This is a genomic window from Arthrobacter sp. 24S4-2, from assembly GCF_005280255.1.
Taxonomy (GTDB): domain Bacteria; phylum Actinomycetota; class Actinomycetes; order Actinomycetales; family Micrococcaceae; genus Arthrobacter.
Genome location: NZ_CP040018.1, coordinates 1383540 through 1406309 on the forward strand (window position 1 = coordinate 1383540; position 22770 = coordinate 1406309).

Sequence of the window (22770 nt, forward strand, 5' to 3'; positions counted from 1 at the left end):
AGACTTTTTGAGGTGGTAATGGTGCTGCTGGCGCTGATGCAGGCGAACTCCGCCGTACTCGATGTTGAAGCCAACTGTGCTGCGGTTGACGACGCCGCCCGGCGGGCCGCCGTTGCCGGCGCGGCGGTGCTGCTCACTCCGGAACTGTTCCCGGTGGGATACGCGCCGCTCCGGGTCCGGGCCGAACTGGACCCGGACAGGCTGCCGGCCATCCGGCGGACACTGGCCGGCATTGCCCGGAGGAACTCCATTGCACTGGTGTACAGCCTGCCCGCGGTGACGGGGGAGGGCCTGTGGCAGATAACGTCCACACTGGTGGACCGCGAGGGTTCCGAGTTGCTGAACTATGCCAAGGTGCACCTGTTCGGGGTGGAGGAACGCGAGGCCTTCAACGCGGCGGCCGAACCGCCCGCCGTCGTCGACTTCCTCGGGTTCAGGACTTCCATGGTGATCTGCTACGACGTCGAATTTCCCGAAAGCGTCCGCGCGGCCGCTGCCCGCGGCGCTGAACTGCTGCTGGTTCCCACGGCACTCTCGCAGGGTTTCGAATCCGTCCCCCAGATCCTGCTGCGCGCCCGTGCCCTGGAGAGCCAGCTAACCGTGGCCTATGCCAATCATTCGGGCGTGGAGGAGGGGTGTGTATTCCTGGGCGGCAGCGTCATCGCCGGACCCGACGGCGCCCTGCTGGCCGCCGCAGGGACGGCACCGGCGCTGCTGTTCGCCGAAGTCGGCGCTGCTGCTGCCCGGGACGCGCGGGAAGCCGTGCCGTACCTCCGGGAGCGCCGGCCGGAGGTTTACCGTGCCTGGGAGGTGGATGGACCGGAGGCAGCAGCCGCGGCTGAGGGTTCATCCACGTACTGAAGCGCGAACCAGAGCTCCGCGCGCACCTGGGCCTGGTTGAGGTCGGTCTCCAGCAGCTCGGCCAGGGCGTTGATCTGCCGGCGCACACTGTTGCGGTGCAGGCCCAATGTCTTGGCCGTGGCGTCCCAGCTGCCGTTCTCACCCAGCCAGGTGCGCAGCACCGTTAGCTGGGCTGTCCGCCGCTCGGGATCCTCCTGGCTGAGCACCGGCTCCAGCAGCCGGGCCGCAAGCATGGTACCGGCCTCGCGTCCCAGCAGGCCGGCCACCGACCAGGTGACCTCATCCTCGCGGGCGCTCCTGCCCGTTGCCTGCACCCGGGCCCGGAGTGAGGTAACCCGCTGGTAGGCGGTCGCCAACCCCTGCAGCTCCGTGGCATCGCCGATCACCAGCCGCCAGCCGAGCTTCTCCGTCTCCGCCAGCAGGGCATCGTCCACTTTGAGGCGTGTGATGGCGGCAAAACCGTAGTCCGTGACTTCCACGAGCTTGGTGTCGAACATCCGGCGCCACTGCAGCAGTTCCCGGACGGGGCTGTCCCCGGCGGGCCAGCCCGCGTCCGCCTTGACGCCCTGGACAACCCGCAGCGGCGCCGAACGGGTGGACGAAATGCTCTGCGCCAGGAGGTCCTTGAGCCCATTGACGTGCCGGGTCCCGCCCGACGGCACGCTGTCCGGATGCAGCAGCAGCGCCGTCGCCAGCTGGCTCGGCGCCAGCGAACCGCTGGTCCGCTGCCGCACCAGCAGCTCCAGGAGCCCCACCACGGAGGACACCACGCTGTTCTGCGCCGGCGTAAGCGGCGCACCCGCCCCAGGACCAGCGCGCCGAGGTTGGCGTCCCGCGTGCTGCGCAGCGGGTGTCCGAACACCAGAGCTGAACCGGACTCGTCAAGGGAATCCATCTCCACCCGGGGGCCGCTGCCGGCCAGCAGCCGTTGCAGGAGGGGTTGCAGGGCGGAAAGTTCGACGCCGGGAGGCTGGCTTCCGCTGCCGCGCCCGCTGCCGTCCACCGAACTGCCGCCGGCCGTGCGGGCCGATGACCGGGCGCGGATCCGCCCGTCCGCGCCCACGAGCACGGCCCAGACCGGAACCCGCTGCGCCAGCGCAGCCAGCAGCTCATGCTCCGGCCGGGCCGACAGGACAGCCCGCATCAGCTGCCGGTTGGTGTCCGCCAGCTGCCGGAAGACCCTGGCATTGTCCGATTCCAGCAGCTGCGAGAATTCCAGCCCGATCGCGGCGAAGGGTACCGTTTTCGGGACCTCCACCAAGGTCAGGTTGTGGCGCCGGCAGGCCGCAACCAGGGTCTCCGGCACGGCGTCGAAGTACGGTTCCAGGCCAAACCCCAGGGCTCCGACGCCGGCTCCGACCAGCCGCTTTACGTAGGCTTCCACGCTCCGGCCGTCGCCGCCGTCGCCAAGGAACGGCAGCCCGGCGGTCAGGATGAACTCGCCGTCGAGCAGATACGGCGTCGGGTCCTCCAGTTCGCTCGGCTCCACCCAGCGGAGCAGCCCGGCACCGTTTCCGCCGTCGTGGAGTATCTTCAGCTCCGGCGGCAGCTTCTGCAGGAACTGCTCCAGGGTGACGAAGCCGAGCCGCTCGGCGGCCGGTTCAGCCGACAACGGGACCACCGGCTTCCTGGTAATCCGGGCACTCGTACGCCCGCGGCAGGCGCGGGGCGATCCGGTTGATGATCTCATCGCCGTGGCTGCCGATGGCCGCGCCCCAGTCATCGGCGCTGGCCGCCCCGGTGCGCGGGTCGCCAAATAGCACAGCTGTGTCACCAACGGCCACGCCATTGCAGTCCGGTCCCAGGTCCACCATGAACTGGTCCATGCAGACCTTGCCGATCACCGGGACCCGGCGGCCGCCGAGGAGGATCAGGCTGCGGCCCGAAATGCCCTTGGGGATGCCGTCGGCGTAGCCCAGCGGGACGAGACCCAGGTACCTGGGCTCATGCGTGATGGCCTGGTGCTCGTAGCTCACGCCGGTGCCGGCGGGAACCTTCTTCACCAGCACCACCGGTGCCGTGACGGTCAGCGCCGGGCGCAGGCCGAAGTCCGAGGGGGCCAGGTGGTCCGCCGGAGCCAGCCCGTAGAACGCCAGGCCGGCCCGGACCATGTCGAAGGCGAATTCCGGCCGGTCAAGGATGTTGGCGGAGCTTGAGACGTGCCGGAGTGCCGGTTCCAGGCCGGCTACCCTGGCCTCACGGACGGCTTCCTCGAAGGCGTCCACGGCCGCGATGTTGGCGGGGTGCGCGGGAACATCCGCCCAGGCCAGGTGCGTCCAGACGCCCCTCACGGAAAGCGTCCCCTCAAGCTCGGCACGGCGGGCGGCGGCCACCAGTTCCGCCCAGTCCTCCGCCCTCGCTCCGCCACGGCTCAGCCCCGTGTCCAGCTCAAGGTGGACGACGGCGGGGCGGCCCAGGCGCCGCGCGATGCCGGCCACGACGTCCAGCTGGGCAACGCTGCCCAACGACACGTCGACGTCGTACTCCAGGGCCTCCCGGATGGTGTCACTGGAGGCTGCCGCGAGGTAGAGCCAGGAGAGGACCGGGGCCGTTATTCCCGCCCGGCGGAGGCTGATCGCCTCATGAAGCTGCGCGGTCCCCAGCCAGTCAGCGCCGGCATCCAGTGCCGTCCTGGCGACCTCGACAAGCCCGTGACCGTACGCGTTGCCCTTCACTACCGCCATGAAATGTGGCGCCGCGGAGCGCTGGCGGAGGGTGCGGATGTTGTGCGAAATGGCCGAAAGATCAACGCTGACCTGACCGGTGAGCGCCGCGTCCGGGGCGCTTTCGATGTGTGCATTAAGTCTCATGCCAGAACACTATAGGGCATTTTGCACAACCGTGAGAGGTGGCTCACAAACCTAAGCTGGACCAGGGGAAACCGATAACTACTCACGAACGGACGTCAATGATGACTGTGCCTACACTCACCGGCCAGCAGCCGGCAGCTGCCCGCCGTCCGGGCCTGGCCGCGCAGCTGCTGCGCCGCAAGCCGATCGGCCAGATGGTCAGCGAGGCCGAAAACGGCCATGGCGGCACCAAACTGGTCCGCAGCTTCGGAGTGCTGCAGCTGACCATGATCAGCGTCGGCGCCACGCTCGGCACCGGCATCCTGGTCATCCTCGGCGAAGCGGTGCCCCTCGCCGGCCCGGCCATCTGGATTTCGTTCGCGATCGCCGGCCTCGCGGCCCTGCTGTCCGCCGTTTCCTATGCCGAAATGGCCGGACTGGTCCCGGTGGCCGGCTCCAGCTACTCCTACACCTACGCCACCATGGGCGAAGGCATGGCCTGGATCTGCGGCTGGTGCCTCGTGCTGGAGTACGCGGTGTCGGTGGCCGCCGTCGCCGTCGGGGCCGGCCAGTACGTGAACGAGACACTGGCAGTCTTCGGGCAGGTCCTGCCGGACGCAATCTCGCAGCCGCCCGGCGACGGCGGCCTCCTGAACATCCCGGCCATGGTCATCGTGGTCCTGGCCACGGTCCTGCTGGTCCGCGGCGCCCGGGAAAGCGCCTGGATCAACACCGCCATCGTGATGGTCAAGGTAGGCATCCTCCTGTTCTTCTGCGCCGTAGCCTTCACCGCCTTCACCGCAGGCAACTTCGAACCGCTCCTGCCCATGGGCGCCGCCGGGGTCTCCGCCGCCGCCTCCCGCGTGTTCTTCTCCTACATCGGGTTCGACGCCGCCTCCACCGCGGGCGAGGAAGCCCGTAACCCCAAGCGGGACCTGCCGCGCGCCATCATGCTCTCCATGCTGATCGTCACCACCATCTACGTCCTCGTAGCCGTCGCCGCCATCGGCGCCCGCCCCTGGGGCTGGTTTGACGGCACCGAGGCAGCCCTGGTCAGGATCCTCGAGGAAACCACCGGGCAGCCCTGGATCGCACTGATCTTCGCTGTCGGCGCCGTCCTGGCCATTGCCAGCATCGTCCTGACCGTCCTTTACGGCCAGACCCGCATCCTTCTTTCCATGTCCCGCGACGGCCTGATCCCCAGCATCTTCGGCCGGGTCTCGTCCCGCACCGGCACACCGGTTGCCGGGACCCTGATTGTGGGCATCCTCGTGGCCCTCACCGCCGGACTTGTTCCGCTCGGAGCCCTGGCGGACGCCACCAGCATCGGCACCCTGTTCGCCTTCGCCCTGGTCAACGTGGCCGTCATCTACCTGCGCCGCAACCGGCCGGAGCTCGAGCGCACCTTCCGCGTGCCGCTCTTCCCGCTCACGCCCATCCTCGGTGCGCTCATGTGCGTGTACCTGATGGCCAACCTCGGCACCGAGACCTGGGTGGTCTTCGGCATCTGGATGCTGGTGGGCTTCGCGGCCTACTTCGGCTACGGCCGGCGGCACTCCAGGGTAGCGGCGCTCAGCCACGAGGAATACCGTGAACTCAGCGGGCGCGAAACTTCAACACCGTCCACCACCGAACCGATGAAGGCAGACCTTTCATGACCATCGCCACCGAACTGCCGGCCAACGATCCCGCGGCCGCTCCCGGCCCGGAAGCCGCCTCAACAGCACGCCGGGCAGCCGAAGCGCCCATCACCATGCTGAACCCGGACTTCCCGTTCAGCTATGACCACTACCTGGCCCACCCGGACGGCCTCGGGTCCGTCCCGCCCGAGCTGTACGGGACCGAAGTTGCGGTGGTCGGGGCGGGACTTTCCGGCCTTGTGACGGCCTACGAACTGATGAAGCTCGGCCTGCGCCCCGTCCTCTACGAGGCGGACCAGATCGGGGGGCGGCTGCGGACTGCCAGCTTCCCGTCCGCGCCCGGGGTGGTGGCCGACCTTGGCGGCATGCGGTTCCCGGTGTCCGGCAAGGCGTTCTACCACTACGTGGACCTGCTGGGCCTGCAGACCCAGGAATTCCCCAACCCGCTGGCACCCGCCACGTCCAGCACGGTGATCGAACTCGCCGGGCAGAAACACTATGCCACCACCCCTGCGGACCTGCCGCCGTTCTTCCGTGAAGTGGCGGACGCCTGGAAGGCAGCCGTGAACGACGGCGCCAGGTTCAGCGAGATGCAGGACGCCATCCGGGCACGGGACACGGCCAGGATCAAGGAGATCTGGAACGAACTCCTGCCGCTGATGGACGAGCAGACGTTCTACGGCTTCATCGCCGCCAGTGAGTCCTTCAGGGAAGCGGGCTTCGCGCACCGTGAGGCGTTTGGCCAGGTGGGCTTCGGCACCGGCGGCTGGGACACGGACTTCCCCAACTCCATCCTCGAGATCCTGCGCGTTGTCTATACGGACGCCGATGACCAGCACCGCCTCATCGCCGGGGGAGCGCAGCGGCTCCCCGAGGCACTGTGGCAGCACGCGCCGTCGGGCATGGCCCACTGGCCGGAAGGGACGTCCCTGGCGTCGCTGCACTCCGGTTCCCCGCGCGGCGCCGTGGACCGGATCAGCCGCGACGCCAACGGCGATCTCCGGCTGCGCGAACGCTGGGGCCGGGAAGCCTCCTATCCTGCCGTGGTCACCACCTGCCAGTCCTGGCTGCTGTCCACCCGGATCCACACCGAAGAGGCACTGTTCCCGGCGGAGCTGTGGACGGCGATCGAGCGCTCGCACTACATGCAGTCCTCCAAGACCTTCGTGATGGTGGACCGTCCGTTCTGGAAGGACACCGATCCGGCGACCGGCCGCGACGTCCTGTCCATGACCCTGACCGACCGGCTGAACCGCGCCACGTACCTCCTGGACGACGGGCCGGACAAGCCCGCGGTCATCCTGCTTTCCTACACCTGGAACGACGACGCCCTGAAGTGGCTTGCGCTCGACGCCGACCAGCGGGTGGAACTCATGCTGCATTCCCTCGAGCAGATCTACCCGGGCGTGGACATCGCCAGCCACATCATCGGCCAGCCCATCACGGTCTCCTGGGAGGCGGACCCCAACTTCATGGGCGCCTTCAAGGCGAACCTGCCCGGGCACTACCGCTACCAGCAGCGGCTGTTCACCCACTTCAAGCAGGACAAGCTGCCCGAAGGCCAGCGCGGAATCTTCCTGGCCGGCGATGACGTTTCGTTCACCGCCGGCTGGGCGGAGGGCGCCGTGACCACCGGCCTCAACGCGGTGTGGGGCGTGGTGAACCACCTCGGCGGCAGTTCCGCGGCGGGGAACCCGGGCCCGGGCGAGCTGCTGGACGAGCTGGGGCCGATCAGCCTGGACTGAGCCCGCTGTCAGCCGGCGTGGAGCTCCCGGTGCGCCTGGGCAAGTTCGCGGTAGTGCGCGGCGTTGCGCTGCACGCCGTCGAACTCTTCATCGGTGAGCTCACGGCGGACTTTCGCCGGGACGCCGGCCACCAGCGAACGCGGCGGAATGACCGTTCCTTCGAGGACCACGGCGCCGGCCGCCACGAGCGAGCCGGCGCCGATCACCGCGCCGTTGAGGATGGTGGCGCTCATGCCGATGAGGCAGTCGTCCTCAACGGTGCAGCCATGCACGACAGCGCTGTGCCCCACGCTGACCCGTGCCCCGACGGTGCAGGGGAAGCCAGGGTCGGCGTGCAGCACCACGTTGTCCTGCAGGTTGCTGCCGGGTCCCACGCTGATCGCGGCGGTGTCTGCGCGGACCGAGACGCCGTAGAACGCGCTGGCGTCCTCGGCGAGCGTGGCGTTGCCGATCACCGAGGCCGTGGGGGCGACGAAAACGGAAGGGTGGATGTCCGGGCTGCTGCCGGCAAAAGGATAAAGGGGAGCCATGTGCCCAGCCTAGGACAAGGTGCGCGTTGGGACGCGAAGCGGGCTCCATAAGCGGACTTTGTGCCTAGTGACTCCGCTGATGTGACTCAATAGCATTGGGCCATGGAACTTCGGGGCTTGGACCTGCATGGCTTGGAACTTCGTGCACCGCAACTGCGGAAGGAAGGAAGGGGCAGGCCCAGCCTGTTCCGCCAATTCGTGGGCCGGATTGAGCGCCTTGAAGCCCTCGACGCGGCCGTCCGGGTGGCCGAGCCGCGGGCCGGCCGCCTGGTCCAAAACGGGCGGATCCGCAGCCTCCTCCACGGCGATGCCACCGGCATACCCGTGCACATCATCCTGACCGATGTGCCCTTCGGTGCGTGGTTCATGGCCGTGTACCTTGACTTATTTTCGGATGCCGGGACCCAGCGGGCGGCCACCCGGCTGGTGGGCCTCGGCGTCATCTCCGCCGCGCCCACCGCGCTCACGGGATGGGCAGAATGGGCGCTGGCGGGCAGGGCAACGCAGCGGGTTGGCATCGTCCATGCGGGGCTGAACGCAGCAGCCGTGCTGATCTTCGCGGGATCCTGGGCTGCGAGGCGCCGCGGCCGGCACACCCTCGGCGTCCGGCTGGCACGGTGCGGGGCACTCCTGCTGATCGCGGGCGGATTCCTGGGCGGTTACATGGCCAGCGCCCGTCGGGGTTCCTAGTTGGGCTGGGCAGCGGGAGTGCGGAGGACCAGGAACTGGTAATGCTGCGTCCACTGGCCCGCGCCCGGGCCTGATTCAGCACCCGTGCCCTCCGGCCACGTCACGAATTCCTCAATGTCACCGTGCCCGCCGAAGATCCGCCGAAGCGCCGCGTCGCTGCGGCGGCTGAAAAAGCGCGGCGGCTCTATTTGGTCCTCGGGATTGAGGACCTCTTCGTCGTCCCCGGACCAGAGTCCGACGGCGATCGGTGCCCCGGGCGCGGCCACGCGCACCAGTTCACAGACGACGTGGTCGATGTCCCTGTTGGGGATGTGCAGCAGGGTGCTCATGGTCCACACTGCCGGGAAGACGCCGTCGGCGAAGGGCAGGTTCCGGGCGCTGGCGACCGTTACGTTCAGGCCTTTTGCGGTCGCAATCCGCACCTGCCCTTCGGACAGGTCAACGCCGGTGTAGTGGATCCCGGCCTGGACGAACTTCAGCCCGTCCAGCCCCAGCCCGGTGCCGATTTCCAGCACCGCGTGCCGGCCTTCGGCCTTTAGCCGGGCGATGAACCGTGCACGCTGGTCCACCCGCTGCGGGGTCAGTGGATGCTCCGGATGGAGAACCGCCCGCTGGTTGTAGAACGCAGCCAGCCGCTCCTCGCCGCTGTGCTGCGAGGCGGGGTCCTCCATGGCCGGCGCCACGTCCCTGGCTGCCATGTCGCTGCGTGCCGCGTCCCTAGTCCGAGGCCACTAGTTGAAGACCACCGTGCGGTTGCCGTCCAGCAGCACCCGGTGCTCGGCGTGCCACTGGACGGCCTGGGCCAGGGTCCGGCCTTCGACGTCCCGGCCCATCTGCACAAACTGTTCGGCGGTGCGCCGGTGATCCACGCGGATGACTTCCTGTTCGATGATGGGTCCCTCGTCCAGGGCAGCCGTGACGTAGTGCGCTGTAGCGCCGATCAGCTTCACGCCGCGGGCGTGGGCCTGGTGGTAAGGCTTGGCGCCCTTGAAGGACGGCAGGAAGGAGTGGTGGATGTTGATGGCCTTGCCCGTGAGCTCGGTGCACAGCTCGTTGGACAGGATCTGCATGTACCGGGCCAGCACGGTCAGCTCGATGTCTTCCTCGGCAATGATCTTCCGCAGCGCGTCTTCGGCCTCGACCTTGGTGTCAGCGGTCACCGGGATGTAGTGGAAGGGGATGCCGTAGAACTCCGCGAGCCCGGCCAGATCCTGGTGGTTGGACACAATGGCGGGGATCTCGATGGGCAGGGTGCCGGAGCGCTGCAGGAAGAGCAGGTCATTGAGGCAGTGCGCGGACTTGCTGGCCATCAGCAGCGTGCGGACCTTCCGGCCTACGGGGCTGAGGCTCCACTGCATGCCGAATGCCGCCGCCACCGGTTCCAGCGCTGCGTGCACGTTGGCTTGCGAAACAGCGGTTGTTGCCTCAACCCGCATGAAGAACGTGCCCGTGGACTGGCTCCCGTACTGCTGCGAGTCCGTAATATTGCATCCGGCCACGAGCAGTGCTCCCGCGACGGCATGCACGATGCCCGGCCGGTCTGGACAGGAGAGGGTCAGTACATAAGCGGAGGAAAGCTGGTCTTCAATCACGAAGAACAGCCTACCCGCGCCGGAGGCTGTGCCATCGACGGGGTTCGGAAAGCTTTTGATAGTCTTAACCGGTCGCAACTGGCGTTGGATGGCTAACCATCAGGGAGCGGCACTTACGAAGACCACGGATCGTACGCCTGGGCCGAGGGTCATGTTTTGCCGGTAGGCAGCTCAACCGCTGCCGACCCATTGTGCTGTCCTGCCCGTAACCAAGGGCTTTCCCGTAATCAAGGGGCGGGGCAACGTCACAGCCGGTAGCCTGACCTTAGCAGCGCCCATCCCTAGCCAGGAGTTTTTCGTGACTACTTCACCGACTTCCGTCAGCACTTCCTCCACCGTCAGTAACCTGCCGCTGGCTGAGCTCGACCCCGAGATCGCCGCCGTACTGGACCAGGAGCTTGGCCGCCAGCGCGGCACCCTGGAAATGATCGCTTCCGAAAACTTCGCCCCGCGCGCCGTCATGGAAGCCCAGGGCTCGGTCCTGACCAACAAGTACGCCGAAGGCTACCCGGGCCGCCGCTACTACGGCGGCTGCGAGTACGTGGACATCGCCGAGCAGCTGGCGATCGATCGTGTCAAGGACCTGTTCGGCGCCGAGTACGCCAACGTCCAGCCGCACTCCGGTGCCCAGGCCAACGCCGCAGCGCTGTCCGCCATGATCACCCCCGGTGACAAGATCCTTGGCCTCTCCCTGGCCCACGGCGGCCACCTGACCCACGGCATGAAGCTGAACTTCTCCGGCAAGCTCTACAAGGTGGCCGCCTACCAGGTGGAGCAGGACAACTTCCGCATCGACTTGGACAAGCTCCGCGAGCAGGCCATCGCCGAGAAGCCGCAGGTGATCATCGCCGGCTGGTCCGCATACCCGCGGCACCTCGACTTCGCAGCCTTCCGCTCCATCGCAGACGAAGTAGGCGCGCTCCTCTGGACCGACATGGCGCACTTCGCCGGCCTCGTGGCAGCGGGGCTGCACCCCAGCCCGGTGCCGCACTCCGACGTCGTCACCTCCACCGTGCACAAGACCCTCGCCGGCCCCCGTTCCGGTGTGATCCTGGCGAAGCAGGAGTGGGCCAAGAAGCTCAACTCCAACGTCTTCCCGGGCCAGCAGGGCGGACCGCTCATGCACGTCATCGCAGCCAAGGCCGTTGCCTTCAAGATCGCCGGCACCGAGGAATTCAAGGAGCGCCAGGAGCGCGTCCTCGAAGGCGCCAAGATCATCGCCGACCGCCTGAACCAGGCCGACGTCGCAGAAGCCGGTGTCTCCGTGCTTACCGGCGGCACTGACGTGCACCTTGTCCTGGTGGACCTGCGCAACTCACAGCTGGACGGCCAGCAGGCCGAGGACCTCCTGCACTCCGTGGGCATTACCGTGAACCGCAACGCCGTTCCATTCGACCCCCGCCCGCCGATGGTCACCTCCGGCCTGCGCATCGGTACCCCGGCCCTGGCTACCCGCGGCTTCGGCGCCGAGGAGTTCACCGAGGTTGCCGAGATCATCGCCACCGCCCTGAAGGCAGGCTCCGCCGCCGACGTCGAGTCCCTGCAGGCCCGCGTTGACAAGCTCGCCGCCGACTTCCCGCTGTACCCGCAGCACGAGCAGTGGTGAACCCGTCCATGACGCAGACCGCGAAGATCCTTGACGGCAAGGCAGCCGCCGCCGCCATCAAATCCGAGCTTGCCGAGCGCGTCGCGGCACTGAAGGCCCGCGGCGTCACTCCGGGCATTGCCACCGTGCTCGTGGGCGCGGATCCTGCCTCGCAGCTGTACGTGTCCATGAAGCACAAGCAGTCTGTGGAGATCGGGATGAACTCGATCCAGCGTGAGCTTCCGGCGGATGCCACCCAGGCCCAGGTTGAGGCCCTCATTGACGAACTCAATGCGGACCCCGCCTGCCACGGTTACATCGTGCAGCTGCCGCTGCCCAAGCACCTGGACACCGACGCCATCCTTGAGCGGATCGACCCCGCCAAGGATGCCGACGGCCTGCACCCGACCAACCTTGGCCGGCTGGTGCTTAACGTCAACGGCGAGATCACCTCGCCGTTGCCGTGCACGCCCCGCGGCGTCATCGAGCTCCTGGAGCGCAACGGCTACAACCTCTCCGGCAAGCACGTCGTGGTGGTCGGCCGAGGCGTCACGATCGGCCGCTCGATCGGCCTGCTGCTCACCCGGCGGGCCGTGAACGCCACCGTGACGCTCACGCACACCGGCACCAAGAACCTCTCGGAGCTGCTGCGGATGGCGGACGTCATTGTGGGCGCGGCGGGTGTCAAGCACATCGTCAAGGCTGCGGACGTGAAGCCGGGCGCGGCCCTGCTCGACGTCGGTGTCACCCGTGAAACCGACCCTGGGACGGGCAAGAGCAAGGTCCACGGCGACATCGATCCCGCCGCTGCCGAGGTAGCCGGCTGGATCTCGCCGAACCCCGGCGGCGTCGGTCCCATGACCGTGGCGCTGCTGATGACCAACGTGGTCGAAGCCGCGGAACGCCAGGTGGCGGCGGAACACCACGCCAGCGTCGCCTAGGCTGACTGAAATGCAGTAGGGCGCCTACTCCTGAGGGAGTAGGCGCCCTACGCCGTTAAGCCGACGACGCGGTGCCGCCCCCGCGGCTAGGCTCGGAGTATGCCGCGCCGATTCCAGGGTCCGCCCACAGCCTTCGTGGTGATTGCCGTGGCTGTTGTCCAGGTGGTGGGCACGGTCTTCGCCGCTGCCCGGCAGCCGGACCACCGGCCGCTGGACGTGCTGGCTTTTGTGCTGCTGCTCGCCGGCCCGGCGGCGTTGGCCCTGCGGCGGCGGTCGCCCGGGATCATGTTGCCGGCGGCTGCCGCGGCGACCATCTTCTACCTTGCCGCAGGCTACCCCTGGGGCCCGGTGCCGCTGTCCCTGGCGCTGGCCATCATTTTCTCGGCGGCTGCCGGGCGCCGGTGGCAGACGTGGACCGTGGCCGGGGTCTGCGCCGCCGCGCTGGTGGCCTTCTTTGCTGCCAGCGGAGACGAAGGCACCCTGATCCGTGCCGTGGCCGGAACGTCCTGGCTGGTGATTCTGGTGCTGCTGGGGGAGGGGCCAGGCTTCGCCACGAACGGGTGACCGAAAGGCGGCGGCAGCGCGAGTCCCGGGAGCAGGCCGCCCGCGACGAATACCGGCTCGCCCTGGCCCGGGACATCCATGACGTGGTGGCGCATTCGCTCTCCCTCATCAATGTCCGCGCCTCGGTGGCGCTGCACCTGGGGGACCGGGATCCGGACCAGTTCCGGCCGGCCCTGGAAGCCATCAAAGCGGCGAGCAAGGAGTCCCTGGACGAGGTCCGCCAGCTGTTGGGCGTGCTCCGGGATGATGCGCCGCTCCGCCCGGCCGCGGGGCCCGGGCTCGGCAAGCTACCGGAGCTTGCCGAGAACGCGCGGCGCACCGGGCTGGACGTAACGTTGGATGTCCGGCTGGGTCCGGGCGCCGGCGGGCCGCTCTCCGAGCCAGCCGGAGCGGCGCTGGAGGAAGCGGCCTACCGGATCGTGCAGGAGGCGCTCACCAACGTGGTGAGGCACGCCGGTGCCGCCCGGGCCGCCGTCGTGCTTGAAGTTCCGGATGACGGGCCCGACGCCGGACGCCTCACCGTTACGGTGGACGACGACGGCAGGGGCGCCTCCGGAGCGCCGGAAGGCAACGGCCTGACCGGCATGCGGGAACGCGTGGCGGCGTTGGGCGGAACGGTCCGTTTCCTGCCCCTGGACCCGGGGTGGCGGGTCCAGGCAGTCTTTCCGCCGGCCAGTAATCACACCGGGGACGCCCCGCCTGAGGAGCAGCCATGATCCGCATCCTGATTGCAGATGACCAGACGCTTATCCGCGCAGGCTTCCGGGCACTCCTGGACGCAGAGCCGGACATGGCCGTGGTGGCCGAATGCGGCACCGGGTCCGACGCCGTCAGGCTCGCCGCACGGGAGAAGCCCGACGTCGTGCTGATGGACATCCGCATGCCGCAGGGTGACGGGCTGGAGGCGACGCGCCTGATCCTGGCCGATCCGGACCTGGCCGGAACCCGCGTCATCATCCTCACCACCTTCGAACTGGACGAATACATCGCCGAGGCCGTGCGCGCCGGTGCCGCCGGCTTCCTGGTCAAGGACACTGAACCGGAGGAGCTGCTGCGCGCCGTGCGGGTTGTGCACGACGGCGACGCCCTCCTCTCGCCGTCAGTGACCCGCCGGATCATGGCCCAGTTGGCCGTGCAGTCCCGCGCGCCCAGTCCGCCGACGGCGCTGGACCAGATCACCGAACGCGAAAGGGAAGTGCTCCGGCTGGTGGGGGAGGGACTGAACAACGCGGAGATCGCCGGGCGGCTCTTCATCACGCCGCTGACCGCTAAGACCCACGTCTCGCGGATCATGGCCAAGCTGCAGGTCCGCGACCGCGCCCAACTGGTGGTCCTGGCCTATGAATCGGGACTCGTGCGCCCCGGCTGGAGTAGCTGACGCGGCCGTCCTGCCTCCCGGGGGAGTAGCGTCGCCCGCGCAAGTGCCTCCCTTGGTGGGACGACGCCGCGGCCTCCCGAAACCAGACTTGAAGCAGGGCCGAGAGGCGGCCCGTTGAGAGTTTGGAGCTGACATGTTGACAGCAATGAGCGCCGCCGCAGGAACCGTGGCCACTCAGATTGCGGCCGCACAGGCAGGGGCGGGGCAGCATGCGGCCGGCGTCGCCGCCCGCGCCCCGTGGTACGACGGCGGGTTCTCGCCGTGGTTCCTGCTGTTCCCGCTGTTCTGGATCCTGGTGATCGGACTGTTCATCATTGTCGCCCGGCGCACCTGGCGGAACAACCACCGCTGGGCCGCGCGGCAGGGCGGCGAGGGAGTGCTCCGGGAACGCTACGCCCGCGGGGAGATCGACGAAACCGAGTACCGTCAGCGCCTGCAGGTGCTCCGCGGAGAGGAAAAGTAGGCCAGCACCGGCGGCTTCAACCGGAGGCCGCCGGCGCCAGCCCGGTCCGTCCCGGGGCCCTTCCTGCGGCCTTTCCCGCGCCGGACAACATCGAATGGATTTTTTGAGATCCAACTCTTTCTTTGTTCGAACGTGAGTACTAACGTTGTGTGGGTGCCTGAACTTGTGTCCAATGAAGAACTGTCCAGCCAACAATCCCGCACCCAGACCCAGGGCGATCCGATGCAGTACGTCATCACCGCCGAAAACCTCACCAAGACCTATGGCGACGTCACCGCCGTGGACGGCATTTCCTTCAGCGTTCCGGCCGGGGAGGCGTTCGGCCTGCTCGGCCCCAACGGGGCAGGAAAGTCCACCACCATGAAAATGATCGGCGGCGTCTCTCAGCGAACCTCCGGAAGCCTGTCCATCATGGGGCTGGATCCGGAGAGCCACGGTCCTGAAGTCCGCGCCCACCTGGGCGTCGTGCCGCAGCAGGACAACCTGGACGAAGAGCTCAAAGTCCGCGACAACCTGCTGGTCTATGGCCGCTACTTTGGACTGCCCATGAGCTACCTCCGTCCCAAGGCGGATGAACTGCTGGAGTTCGCCCAGCTGACGGACAAGGCCAAGTCAAAAGTTGACGCCCTGTCCGGGGGCATGAAGCGCCGCCTGACCATTGCGCGCTCGCTGATCAATGAACCCCGGATCCTGCTGCTGGACGAGCCCACCACGGGCCTGGACCCGCAAGCACGGCACATCCTGTGGGACAGGCTGTTCCGGCTCAAGGAGCAGGGCGTCACACTTATCCTGACCACGCACTACATGGACGAGGCCGAACAGCTGTGCGACCGCCTGATCGTGGTGGACAAGGGGCGGATCATGGCCGAGGGCTCGCCTGCCAGCCTGATCCGCGAGTACTCCACCCGCGAGGTCCTGGAGCTGCGCTTCGGCTCGGAACGCAACGCGACAATCGGCGCCGAACTCGAGGGGATCGGCGAACGGCTGGAAACGCTGCCGGACCGCGTGCTGATCTACGCCCACGACGGCGAGGCCGCCCTGGAGCAGGTGTCTGCACGCGGACTGCGTCCGCTCACCTCCCTGGTGCGCCGTTCATCGCTGGAGGACGTCTTTCTCCGCCTCACCGGCAGGAGCCTCGTTGACTGAGCAGTCCGTTCCTTCCGTGGCGAATGCGGGCGGACGCGGTTCCGCGGCGGCCCTGCATGCCCATTCGCCGGAGGTGTCCGCCGCCCGTGCCCGCCGCTGGGGTTCGTTCTATTACGCCGAACAGGTCCTGCGGGTGATGAAGGGCTACGGCTGGACCATCGTGATGTACGGCGTGGGCCAGCCGGTGGCCTACCTGTTCGCCATGGGCGTGGGCCTGGCCACTCTGGTGGACACCAACAGCGAAGCCGTCTTTGGCGGCGTCAGCTACCTGGCATTCATCGCCCCTGCCCTGCTGATCTCGGCCGCCGTCATGACGGCCGCCAACGAATTCACCTTCCCCGTGATGGACGGCTTCAAATGGCGGCGGGTGTACTACGGCCCCCACGCCTCGCCGCTTACTCCGGAACAGATAGCAACCGGCCACATCATGGCCGTGACGCTGCGGTTCCTGCTGCAGTCCGCCCTCTACTTCGTGGTGGTGGCGCTCTTCGGTGCGTCGCCGAGCGGATGGGGCTGGGTTTCCGTTCTGGTGGCCACCCTGGCAGGGCTTTCCTTCGGCCTGCCGCTGATGGCCTATGCCGCGACCATCACGGACGACAAGGGCCAGTTCGCCATGGTGATGAGGTTCATCGTGATGCCCTTGTTCCTGTTTTCGGGAACGTTCTTCCCGCTCGATACCCTGCCGCTTGTGGTGCGGTGGATCGGCTGGATTTCGCCGATCTGGCACGGCACGGAACTGGGCCGCGTCTTCAGCTACGGCTACGAGGAATCACCGCTGCTCACCATCGCCCACATCGTGTTCCTGGTTGGGCTGGCCGTTGCGGGCTGGATGCTTACCAAACGCCAATTCGTCAGGAGGCTGGGCCGATGAGCACGCTCACTGAGGGCCACAGCGTCACGGAAGCGGCGCGCAACAGGCACTTCGGGCCGATGTATTCGCGGAACGTCAAGGCAGTGATTGCCCGCGGGCTCATGGCCACCAAGAGCAGCAACTGGATGGTCATGCTCTCGGGCTTCTTCGAGCCCGTGCTGTACCTGATCTCCATGGGGGTGGGCCTGGGCGCCATCGTGGGCGCGGTACAGGGCCCCGGCGGCCACGAGATCAGCTACGCGGCGTACATCGCGCCTGCTCTCCTGGCCGTCTCCGCGATGAACGGTGCGGTGTACGACTCCACCTGGAACGTCTTCTTCAAGATGAACTTCGCCAAGCTGTACCAGGGCATGCTCTATACCTCGCTGGGCCCGCTGGACGTTGCCATGGGCGAGATCTTCCTGGCGCTGTTGCGCGGCATGCTGTACGCCACCGGGTTCACCGCCGTGATGGGCGTCATGGGCCTGATCACCACGCCCTGGGCCATCCTGATGATTCCCGCGGCCGTCCTGATCGCCTTCGGCTTCGCCAGCTTTGGCATGGGCATCACCAGCTTCATGAAGACCTTTCAGCAGATGGACTGGATCAACTTCGTCATGCTCCCCATGTTCCTCTTCAGCGCCACGTTCTACCCGCTGAGCGTGTACCCGCAGTACATCCAGTGGCTGATCCAGGCGATGCCCCTGTGGCACGGCGTGGAGCTGCTCCGGCAGATCAGCGTGGGGATCTTTAGCCCTGCCACGGCCATCCACGTCGGGTACTACCTCGTGATGATCGTGCTGGGCGTCATGCTCACCACCGGGCGCCTGCGCAAGCTGTTCCTGAAGTAGCGTTCGCCCGGGGTGGAAGCGTCCGTTTCCACGGTCGCGTGTTTGAGACAATGGAGGCATGCGATCTTTGGGTAACCCTAACTCTGCGTCCAACCCGGCCAAGGGCGGGTTCTCCATGCTCCGTATCAGCGGTCCCGGAATGATGGTGTTTGTCATCGCTTTCGTTGTGGCCGTCATCTTCGCAGCCAACCAGAACGACGTCGTGGGCTGGGTTGTGGCAGTCATCGCCGCCTTCTGGCTCGCGCTGGCTGCGTTCGTCGTCTTCAGTATCCAGAAGGCTGCGAAGAAGGCCGGAGCGAAACTCAACGAGGCGCAGAACGCGTTCAACGCCGCGACCGGCCGGGCGCCGTCGTCGGGCAGTGCCGATCACGGCGGCACGCGCCTGGTGCAATCACGCAGCGAGGCCGACGAAGTCCGCGACCTGAAGCTGGATCACTCCTTCAAGATCGTCCAGGTCCAGGTGCGCGTCGTCGAGCAGGAACGTGCAAAGGGCGGCGCGGCGGACCATGACACCATCCGCCGTGCGCTGGAAACCATCGAAATCACGGCCACCAACGCCAGGGACATGATCAAGTCCTCCGGCGGCGCTGACGAGCCCGTCAGCGGAACCATCATCGACTAGAGTGGTGCGGGTGAGCTCGGCATTGAAGAAGGACCACCTTCGCATCGCATCTGTCAACGTCAACGGCCTCCGCGCTGCCTACAAGAACGGCATGGCGGAGTGGCTTGAACCCCGCGAGGTGGACATCCTCTGCCTCCAGGAGGTCAGGGCACCCGACGCGATCGTCCGTGAACTTCTCGGCGACGGCTGGTTCATCCTGCACGAGGAAGCCGAGGCCAAAGGCCGTGCGGGCGTGGCCATTGCCGCCCGCATGGAGCCGCTGGCCACCCGTCCCCACATCGGCGACGACTACTTCGCCGCAGCGGGCCGCTGGGTCGAGGCGGACTTCCGGGTCACGGACGCCGCCGGTTCCGCCGCCACGCTGACAGTGGTGAGCGCCTACGTCCACTCCGGCGAGGCCGGAACGCCCAAACAGGACGACAAGTTCCGCTTCCTGGACGTTATGGCCACCCGCCTTCCGGAGCTGGCAAAGCACAGTGACCACGCCCTGGTGGTGGGTGACCTGAACGTGGGCCACACGGAACTGGACATCAGGAACTGGAAGGGCAACGTAAAACGTGCCGGCTTCCTTCCGGAGGAGCGTGCCTACTTTGACCGCTTCTTTGGCGAAGAAATCGGATGGAGGGATGTCCACAGGGGCTTGGCGGGAAACGTCGACGGCCCCTACACCTGGTGGTCCCAGCGCGGCAAGGCCTTTGACACCGACACAGGCTGGCGCATCGACTACCACATGGCCACCCCGGACCTCGCAGCCGCTGCCATTTCGGCGGTGGTGGACCGGGCACCGTCATGGGACACCCGCTTCTCCGACCACGCACCGCTGGTAGTGGACTACCAGCTCTGAGCCCCGAAGGTTTTTCTCACAATGACTAGCTCGACTTCCCCGGTCACCAAAAAACGCATACTCTCCGGTGCCAAGCCCACAGCGGACTCCCTGCACCTGGGCAACTACATTGGTGCTGTCCGCAACTGGGTGGACATGCAGGCGGAATACGACACCGTATTCTTCATTCCCGACCTCCACGCCATCACTGTCGATTTTGAACCCGCCGAGCTGGCCAAGCGCACCCGGGTGGTTGCCGCGCAGTACATCGCCGCCGGCATTGACCCGGACAAGAGCATCTTCTTCGTGCAGTCCCATGTGCCCGAGCACGCCCAACTGGCCTGGGCACTGAACTGCATCACCGGCTTCGGCGAAGCATCCCGCATGACGCAGTTCAAGGACAAGACGCAGAAGTCGGGTGCCGACGCCGCAACCCTTGGCCTGTTTGCGTACCCCACCCTCATGGCCGCAGACATCCTCCTGTACCACACCGACCTTGTGCCGGTTGGGGAGGACCAGCGGCAGCACCTCGAACTGACCCGCAACCTGGCCCAGCGCTTCAACACCCGTTTTGGCCACACGTTCACGGTTCCTGAGGCGACCATCCTCAAGGCCACCGCCAAGATCTACGACCTCCAGAGCCCGACGGCCAAGATGTCGAAGACAGGCGGGTCGCCCCACGGTTCCATCCAGCTCCTGGAAGACCCCAAGCTCGCCGCGAAGCGCATCAAGTCCGCCGTGACCGACACCGGAACGGAGATCCGGTTCGACGCCGAAGCCAAGCCTGGGGTTTCCAACCTGCTCACCATCTATTCGACGCTCACCGGGAAGTCCGTGGGCGAGCTCGAAGCGGAATACCAGGGCAAGATGTACGGCCACCTCAAAAAGGACCTCGCGGATGTCATGGTGGACTTCATCACGCCCCTCCGGGACCGCACCAACGAACTGATGGCGGACCCGGCGGAGCTGGACAGGCTCCTGGCCCGGGGTGCCGAACGTGCCCGGGAAATCGCCTCCGTGACCCTCGGCCAGGTCTATGAGCGCATGGGCTTCCTGCCGTCCCTCAGCCTCGCAGGAGTCCGCTAGCCCAATGTCACCCGTCAGCAAGGTCTCTGCAAGCGAAAACTCCCCTGCGTACAGTGCGGGCGGAAAGTTCGTTGACGCCGATGATGATGACGCCGCCGTCAGCCGCGGTACCGCGGCGGGCGGCAGCCGCGCGCGGACGGACGAGATGAGTGTCGGCGTCATCCTTGGTTTCCCGCTGGACATTGCCGCGGAGCTGCAGCGCTGGCGGGCATCGTTTGGTGACCCCATGGCGGGTGTGATTCCCGCACACATCACTCTGGTCACCACCACACCCACGAAAGACTGGGAAGCCACCCGCAGCCACGTCCGGGAGGTGGCGCGCAGGCAGGCGCCGTTCACGGTGACCATCTCCGGGACAGGATCGTTCCGGCCGGTTTCGCCGGTGGTGTTCCTCAACGTCGAACACGGCTTCGGCGACTGCGTGAACCTGCACGAGCAGCTGCAGACAGGGCCCCTGGAGCGGGACCTGCCGTTTGCCTACCACCCGCATGTGACCATTGCCCATGATGTGGCGCCGGAAAGCCTGGATGAGGCCGAAACGGTGCTGAAAGATTACCGGGTCACCTTCCCGGTGGTTAGCATGGGGCTGTACGAGCACGACATCAACGGCATTTGGCAGCTACGGGAAGAGCTCGATTTTGGCATCGAAACTGACCACACCCGACGCCCATCCGGCGCTGGTGGCTCAGACGGCTGAGCCTCCGCTTCCCACCGAGCGCGCCCGGCTGGAACTGGAAGTCAGCCGGAAGAAGGTCCAGTGGAGCAAGGCCCGCAGGTCCGGTGCCGGCAAAGTCGCAGGGCTCATGGCGATGTTCCAGTGGCTGCTCGCCCGCCTGAACGCGTTCCGTCCCATGCGGGCGTTCCAGCACTACAACCTGCAGCGCGGCCCGCTGATGGCCGCCGGCATCGGCTTCCACATGTTCTTCTCCATCACCGGCCTGCTGGCCACTGGCTTCTCCGTTGCCGGCCTGCTGCTGCGCGGGCAACCGGCGCTCCTGGACTGGATCGTCAGCAGCGTCGCGACCGCCGCCCCGGGGCTTGTGAAGGTGGACGGCGGCGACGGCCTGGTGGACCCGCAGGATCTGCTGAATCCCACCGGCCTGGGCTGGACCGCCGTCATCGCGGCCGTCGTCACCATCGTGACTTCCCTTGGCTGGATAGCCGGCGTCCGCCAAGGCCTGCGGGGTGTGATGCGGCTGGGGCCGCTGAAGATGAACCCGCTGATCCAGAAACTGCGCGACGCCGGCACGCTGCTGCTGCTTGGCGTGGCCCTGGTGCTCAGCGCCGGGGCGTCGCTGGTTTTCGGCACTGCCGCGGGGTGGGTCACGGAGCAGCTCCAGCTGGATCCGGTCCTGGCATGGCCGCTGACCACCAGCATCAAGGTGGGTGTGCCGCTGGCGCTGGGCTGGGCCACGGCGCTCATCATGTTCCGGCTGGCCGCAGGACTGAATCTTTCACGGCGGGCCCTGCTTGAAGGAACCATCCTGTCCGCAGCGGGAACCACCGTGCTTCAGGTTTTCAGCACTGAGCTGCTCGCCAACGCCGGCCGGAACCCCATCCTCGCGCCCTTTGCCATCATCATCGGGCTGCTCATCTGGTTCAACCTGGTCAGCCAGGTCTACCTGGTCTCAGCGGCGTGGTCCGCCGTGCGGGAAGAGGACCTCAAAAACGCCCCTCCAGCAAAGGCCACCGGTTGGGGCTCCCGCCAGGTCCAGCCGGGCAAGACGCCTGTGGAACGGGAACGCCAGGCAGCTACTGTCCGGCGTCGAGGTACTGATCGGCCCACGCGGAAATAATCAGCGCGGCACGGGCGGCCTGGCCTTTCCCGGTCAGCAGGTGGTCGCTGCCTTCCAGCGACACGAAGCTGCGCGGGTGGCGCGCGGTCTGGAAAATCGTGCTGGCATTCTCGATCCCCACGGTGTTGTCGGTGGGGGAGTGCAGCACCATCAGCGGCTTGTGGAGGCGCTTGATGCAGTCGGTCAGGTCGGCATTCTCCAGGTCCTCGACGAAGTGCCGGCGGATCTCCACGCGCTTGCCGCCCAGGTCCACCTCCGCGCTTCCTTCACTGAGGATCCGGTCCAGAGCCGCGTCAAAGACGTGGGCCACATGCTTGGGCGAAAACGGGGCACCCACGGTGGCAACGGCGTCGAGTTCGGGGATCTCCCGGGCCGCGGCCAGCACGGCGGCACCGCCGAACGAGTGCCCCACCAGCAGCGAGACGGACCGGCCCTCGGCGCGCATGAATTCGGCCGCCCGGACAGTGTCGGCAACCTTGTGGCTGAACGAGCCTTCCGACCACAGGCCGGCGGACTCACCCAGGCCCAGGTTGTCGAAGCGGAGCATGCCCACCCCGTTGTCCGCCAGCGCCTTGCACATCCGTGAGGCGGAAGGGTGGTCCTTGCCAAGGGTGAACCCGTGCGAGAACACGCCCCAGCCCTTCACCGGCCCCTCGGGGTGGTCCAGGATGCCGGAGAGCAGTTCTCCGGTGGAACCTTCGAATGAGACTTTTTCGGAGCGGGACACGATGTCCCCTTTCGTTTGGTGCCGGGTTATTGCGGTCAAACAACGACGGCGCCACACACCTTAAAGGTGAGCGACGCCGTCGGCTGTTACG

Annotated in this window: 23 protein-coding genes and 1 pseudogene; 18 read left to right on the plus strand and 6 right to left on the minus strand. The window is 67.1% G+C overall.

The window, feature by feature from the left end:
- Positions 1-18 precede the first annotated feature (18 nt).
- Positions 19-861 carry a nitrilase-related carbon-nitrogen hydrolase gene (locus tag FCN77_RS06475; protein ID WP_137324666.1) on the plus strand — a complete coding sequence of 281 codons (843 nt, stop codon included), beginning with the start codon at positions 19-21 and terminating at the stop codon, positions 859-861.
- Here the strand turns inward: FCN77_RS06475 and FCN77_RS06480 are convergent.
- Positions 795-2473 (minus strand): annotated as a pseudogene (locus FCN77_RS06480) (PucR family transcriptional regulator ligand-binding domain-containing protein). The gene FCN77_RS06475 and the pseudogene FCN77_RS06480 overlap by 67 nt on opposite strands.
- Entirely contained in the window at positions 2463-3671 is a 1209-nt protein-coding gene (alr, locus tag FCN77_RS06485; RefSeq protein WP_137321608.1) for an alanine racemase, read from the minus strand. Before alr ends, FCN77_RS06480 begins: the two are co-directional and overlap by 11 nt.
- 101 nt (positions 3672-3772) lie before the next feature.
- Here alr and FCN77_RS06490 point away from each other — a divergent pair, with 101 nt between their 5' ends.
- Positions 3773-5308, plus strand: coding sequence for an amino acid permease (locus FCN77_RS06490; protein WP_137324667.1), 1536 nt, complete (start codon positions 3773-3775; stop codon positions 5306-5308).
- Positions 5305-7035, plus strand: a complete 1731-nt coding sequence (locus FCN77_RS06495; RefSeq protein ID WP_175417170.1) for an NAD(P)/FAD-dependent oxidoreductase — start codon at positions 5305-5307, stop codon at positions 7033-7035. The genes FCN77_RS06490 and FCN77_RS06495 overlap by 4 nt, the downstream gene beginning before the upstream one ends.
- Positions 7036-7043: 8 nt before the next feature.
- Here the strand turns inward: FCN77_RS06495 and FCN77_RS06500 are convergent, their stop codons facing one another.
- Entirely contained in the window at positions 7044-7565 is a 522-nt protein-coding gene (locus FCN77_RS06500) for a gamma carbonic anhydrase family protein (RefSeq protein WP_137321609.1), read from the minus strand.
- A 102-nt stretch (positions 7566-7667) separates the two neighbouring features.
- On the opposite strand from FCN77_RS06500, the gene FCN77_RS06505 reads away from it, so the two are divergent.
- Entirely contained in the window at positions 7668-8255 is a 588-nt protein-coding gene (locus tag FCN77_RS06505; RefSeq protein WP_137321610.1) for a DUF2231 domain-containing protein, read from the plus strand.
- On the opposite strand, the gene FCN77_RS06510 is transcribed toward FCN77_RS06505, so the two are convergent.
- Positions 8252-8953: a class I SAM-dependent methyltransferase gene (locus tag FCN77_RS06510; protein ID WP_254678884.1), complete on the minus strand. Its 702-nt coding sequence runs from the start codon at positions 8951-8953 to the stop codon at positions 8252-8254. The genes FCN77_RS06505 and FCN77_RS06510 overlap by 4 nt on opposite strands.
- A 33-nt stretch (positions 8954-8986) precedes the next feature.
- Positions 8987-9847: a formyltetrahydrofolate deformylase gene (gene purU / locus FCN77_RS06515; protein ID WP_137321611.1), complete on the minus strand. Its 861-nt coding sequence runs from the start codon at positions 9845-9847 to the stop codon at positions 8987-8989.
- A gap of 298 nt (positions 9848-10145) precedes the next feature.
- Between purU and glyA the strand changes: the two genes are divergently transcribed.
- From glyA to FCN77_RS06580, 14 genes are all read left to right on the plus strand, one after another.
- Complete coding sequence (gene glyA, locus FCN77_RS06520) at positions 10146-11453, plus strand: serine hydroxymethyltransferase (protein WP_137321612.1); 1308 nt, start codon at positions 10146-10148, stop codon at positions 11451-11453.
- Positions 11454-11461: 8 nt separating this feature from the next.
- On the plus strand, positions 11462-12373 hold the full coding sequence (locus FCN77_RS06525) for a bifunctional methylenetetrahydrofolate dehydrogenase/methenyltetrahydrofolate cyclohydrolase (protein ID WP_137321613.1): 912 nt from the start codon (positions 11462-11464) through the stop codon (positions 12371-12373).
- 99 nt (positions 12374-12472) lie between these two features.
- The gene (locus FCN77_RS26230) at positions 12473-12937 is read left to right on the plus strand and encodes a hypothetical protein (protein WP_217496243.1); all 465 of its coding nucleotides are present in this window, start codon (positions 12473-12475) and stop codon (positions 12935-12937) included.
- Positions 12934-13653 (plus strand): sensor histidine kinase, encoded by a 720-nt coding sequence (locus FCN77_RS06530; RefSeq protein WP_217496244.1) that lies wholly within the window; start codon positions 12934-12936, stop codon positions 13651-13653. The genes FCN77_RS26230 and FCN77_RS06530 overlap by 4 nt, the downstream gene beginning before the upstream one ends.
- Positions 13650-14315: a response regulator transcription factor gene (locus FCN77_RS06535; RefSeq protein ID WP_137321614.1), complete on the plus strand. Its 666-nt coding sequence runs from the start codon at positions 13650-13652 to the stop codon at positions 14313-14315. The genes FCN77_RS06530 and FCN77_RS06535 overlap by 4 nt, the downstream gene beginning before the upstream one ends.
- A gap of 133 nt (positions 14316-14448) precedes the next feature.
- Positions 14449-14778: an SHOCT domain-containing protein gene (locus tag FCN77_RS06540; protein ID WP_254678885.1), complete on the plus strand. Its 330-nt coding sequence runs from the start codon at positions 14449-14451 to the stop codon at positions 14776-14778.
- 222 nt (positions 14779-15000) lie between these two features.
- Entirely contained in the window at positions 15001-15924 is a 924-nt protein-coding gene (locus FCN77_RS06545) for an ABC transporter ATP-binding protein (protein ID WP_137324673.1), read from the plus strand.
- Positions 15925-15940: 16 nt separating this feature from the next.
- A complete protein-coding gene (locus FCN77_RS06550) occupies positions 15941-16795 on the plus strand; it encodes an ABC transporter permease (RefSeq protein ID WP_137324672.1) in 855 nt (284 codons plus the stop codon).
- The gene (locus tag FCN77_RS06555; protein ID WP_137321615.1) at positions 16792-17625 is read left to right on the plus strand and encodes an ABC transporter permease; all 834 of its coding nucleotides are present in this window, start codon (positions 16792-16794) and stop codon (positions 17623-17625) included. The genes FCN77_RS06550 and FCN77_RS06555 overlap by 4 nt, the downstream gene beginning before the upstream one ends.
- A 58-nt stretch (positions 17626-17683) precedes the next feature.
- Positions 17684-18247, plus strand: coding sequence for a hypothetical protein (locus tag FCN77_RS06560; protein ID WP_137321616.1), 564 nt, complete (start codon positions 17684-17686; stop codon positions 18245-18247).
- Positions 18248-18257: 10 nt separating this feature from the next.
- Positions 18258-19091 carry an exodeoxyribonuclease III gene (locus tag FCN77_RS06565; RefSeq protein WP_137321617.1) on the plus strand — a complete coding sequence of 278 codons (834 nt, stop codon included), beginning with the start codon at positions 18258-18260 and terminating at the stop codon, positions 19089-19091.
- A gap of 21 nt (positions 19092-19112) precedes the next feature.
- Entirely contained in the window at positions 19113-20156 is a 1044-nt protein-coding gene (gene trpS / locus FCN77_RS06570) for a tryptophan--tRNA ligase (RefSeq protein ID WP_137321618.1), read from the plus strand.
- A gap of 145 nt (positions 20157-20301) precedes the next feature.
- Positions 20302-20853 (plus strand): 2'-5' RNA ligase family protein, encoded by a 552-nt coding sequence (locus FCN77_RS06575; protein WP_254678999.1) that lies wholly within the window; start codon positions 20302-20304, stop codon positions 20851-20853.
- Between the two features lie 106 nt (positions 20854-20959).
- Positions 20960-21952, plus strand: coding sequence for a YihY/virulence factor BrkB family protein (locus FCN77_RS06580; protein ID WP_137324674.1), 993 nt, complete (start codon positions 20960-20962; stop codon positions 21950-21952).
- On the opposite strand, the gene FCN77_RS06585 is transcribed toward FCN77_RS06580, so the two are convergent.
- Positions 21909-22679: a S9 family peptidase gene (locus FCN77_RS06585; protein WP_137321620.1), complete on the minus strand. Its 771-nt coding sequence runs from the start codon at positions 22677-22679 to the stop codon at positions 21909-21911. The genes FCN77_RS06580 and FCN77_RS06585 overlap by 44 nt on opposite strands.
- Positions 22680-22770: the final 91 nt, after the last annotated feature.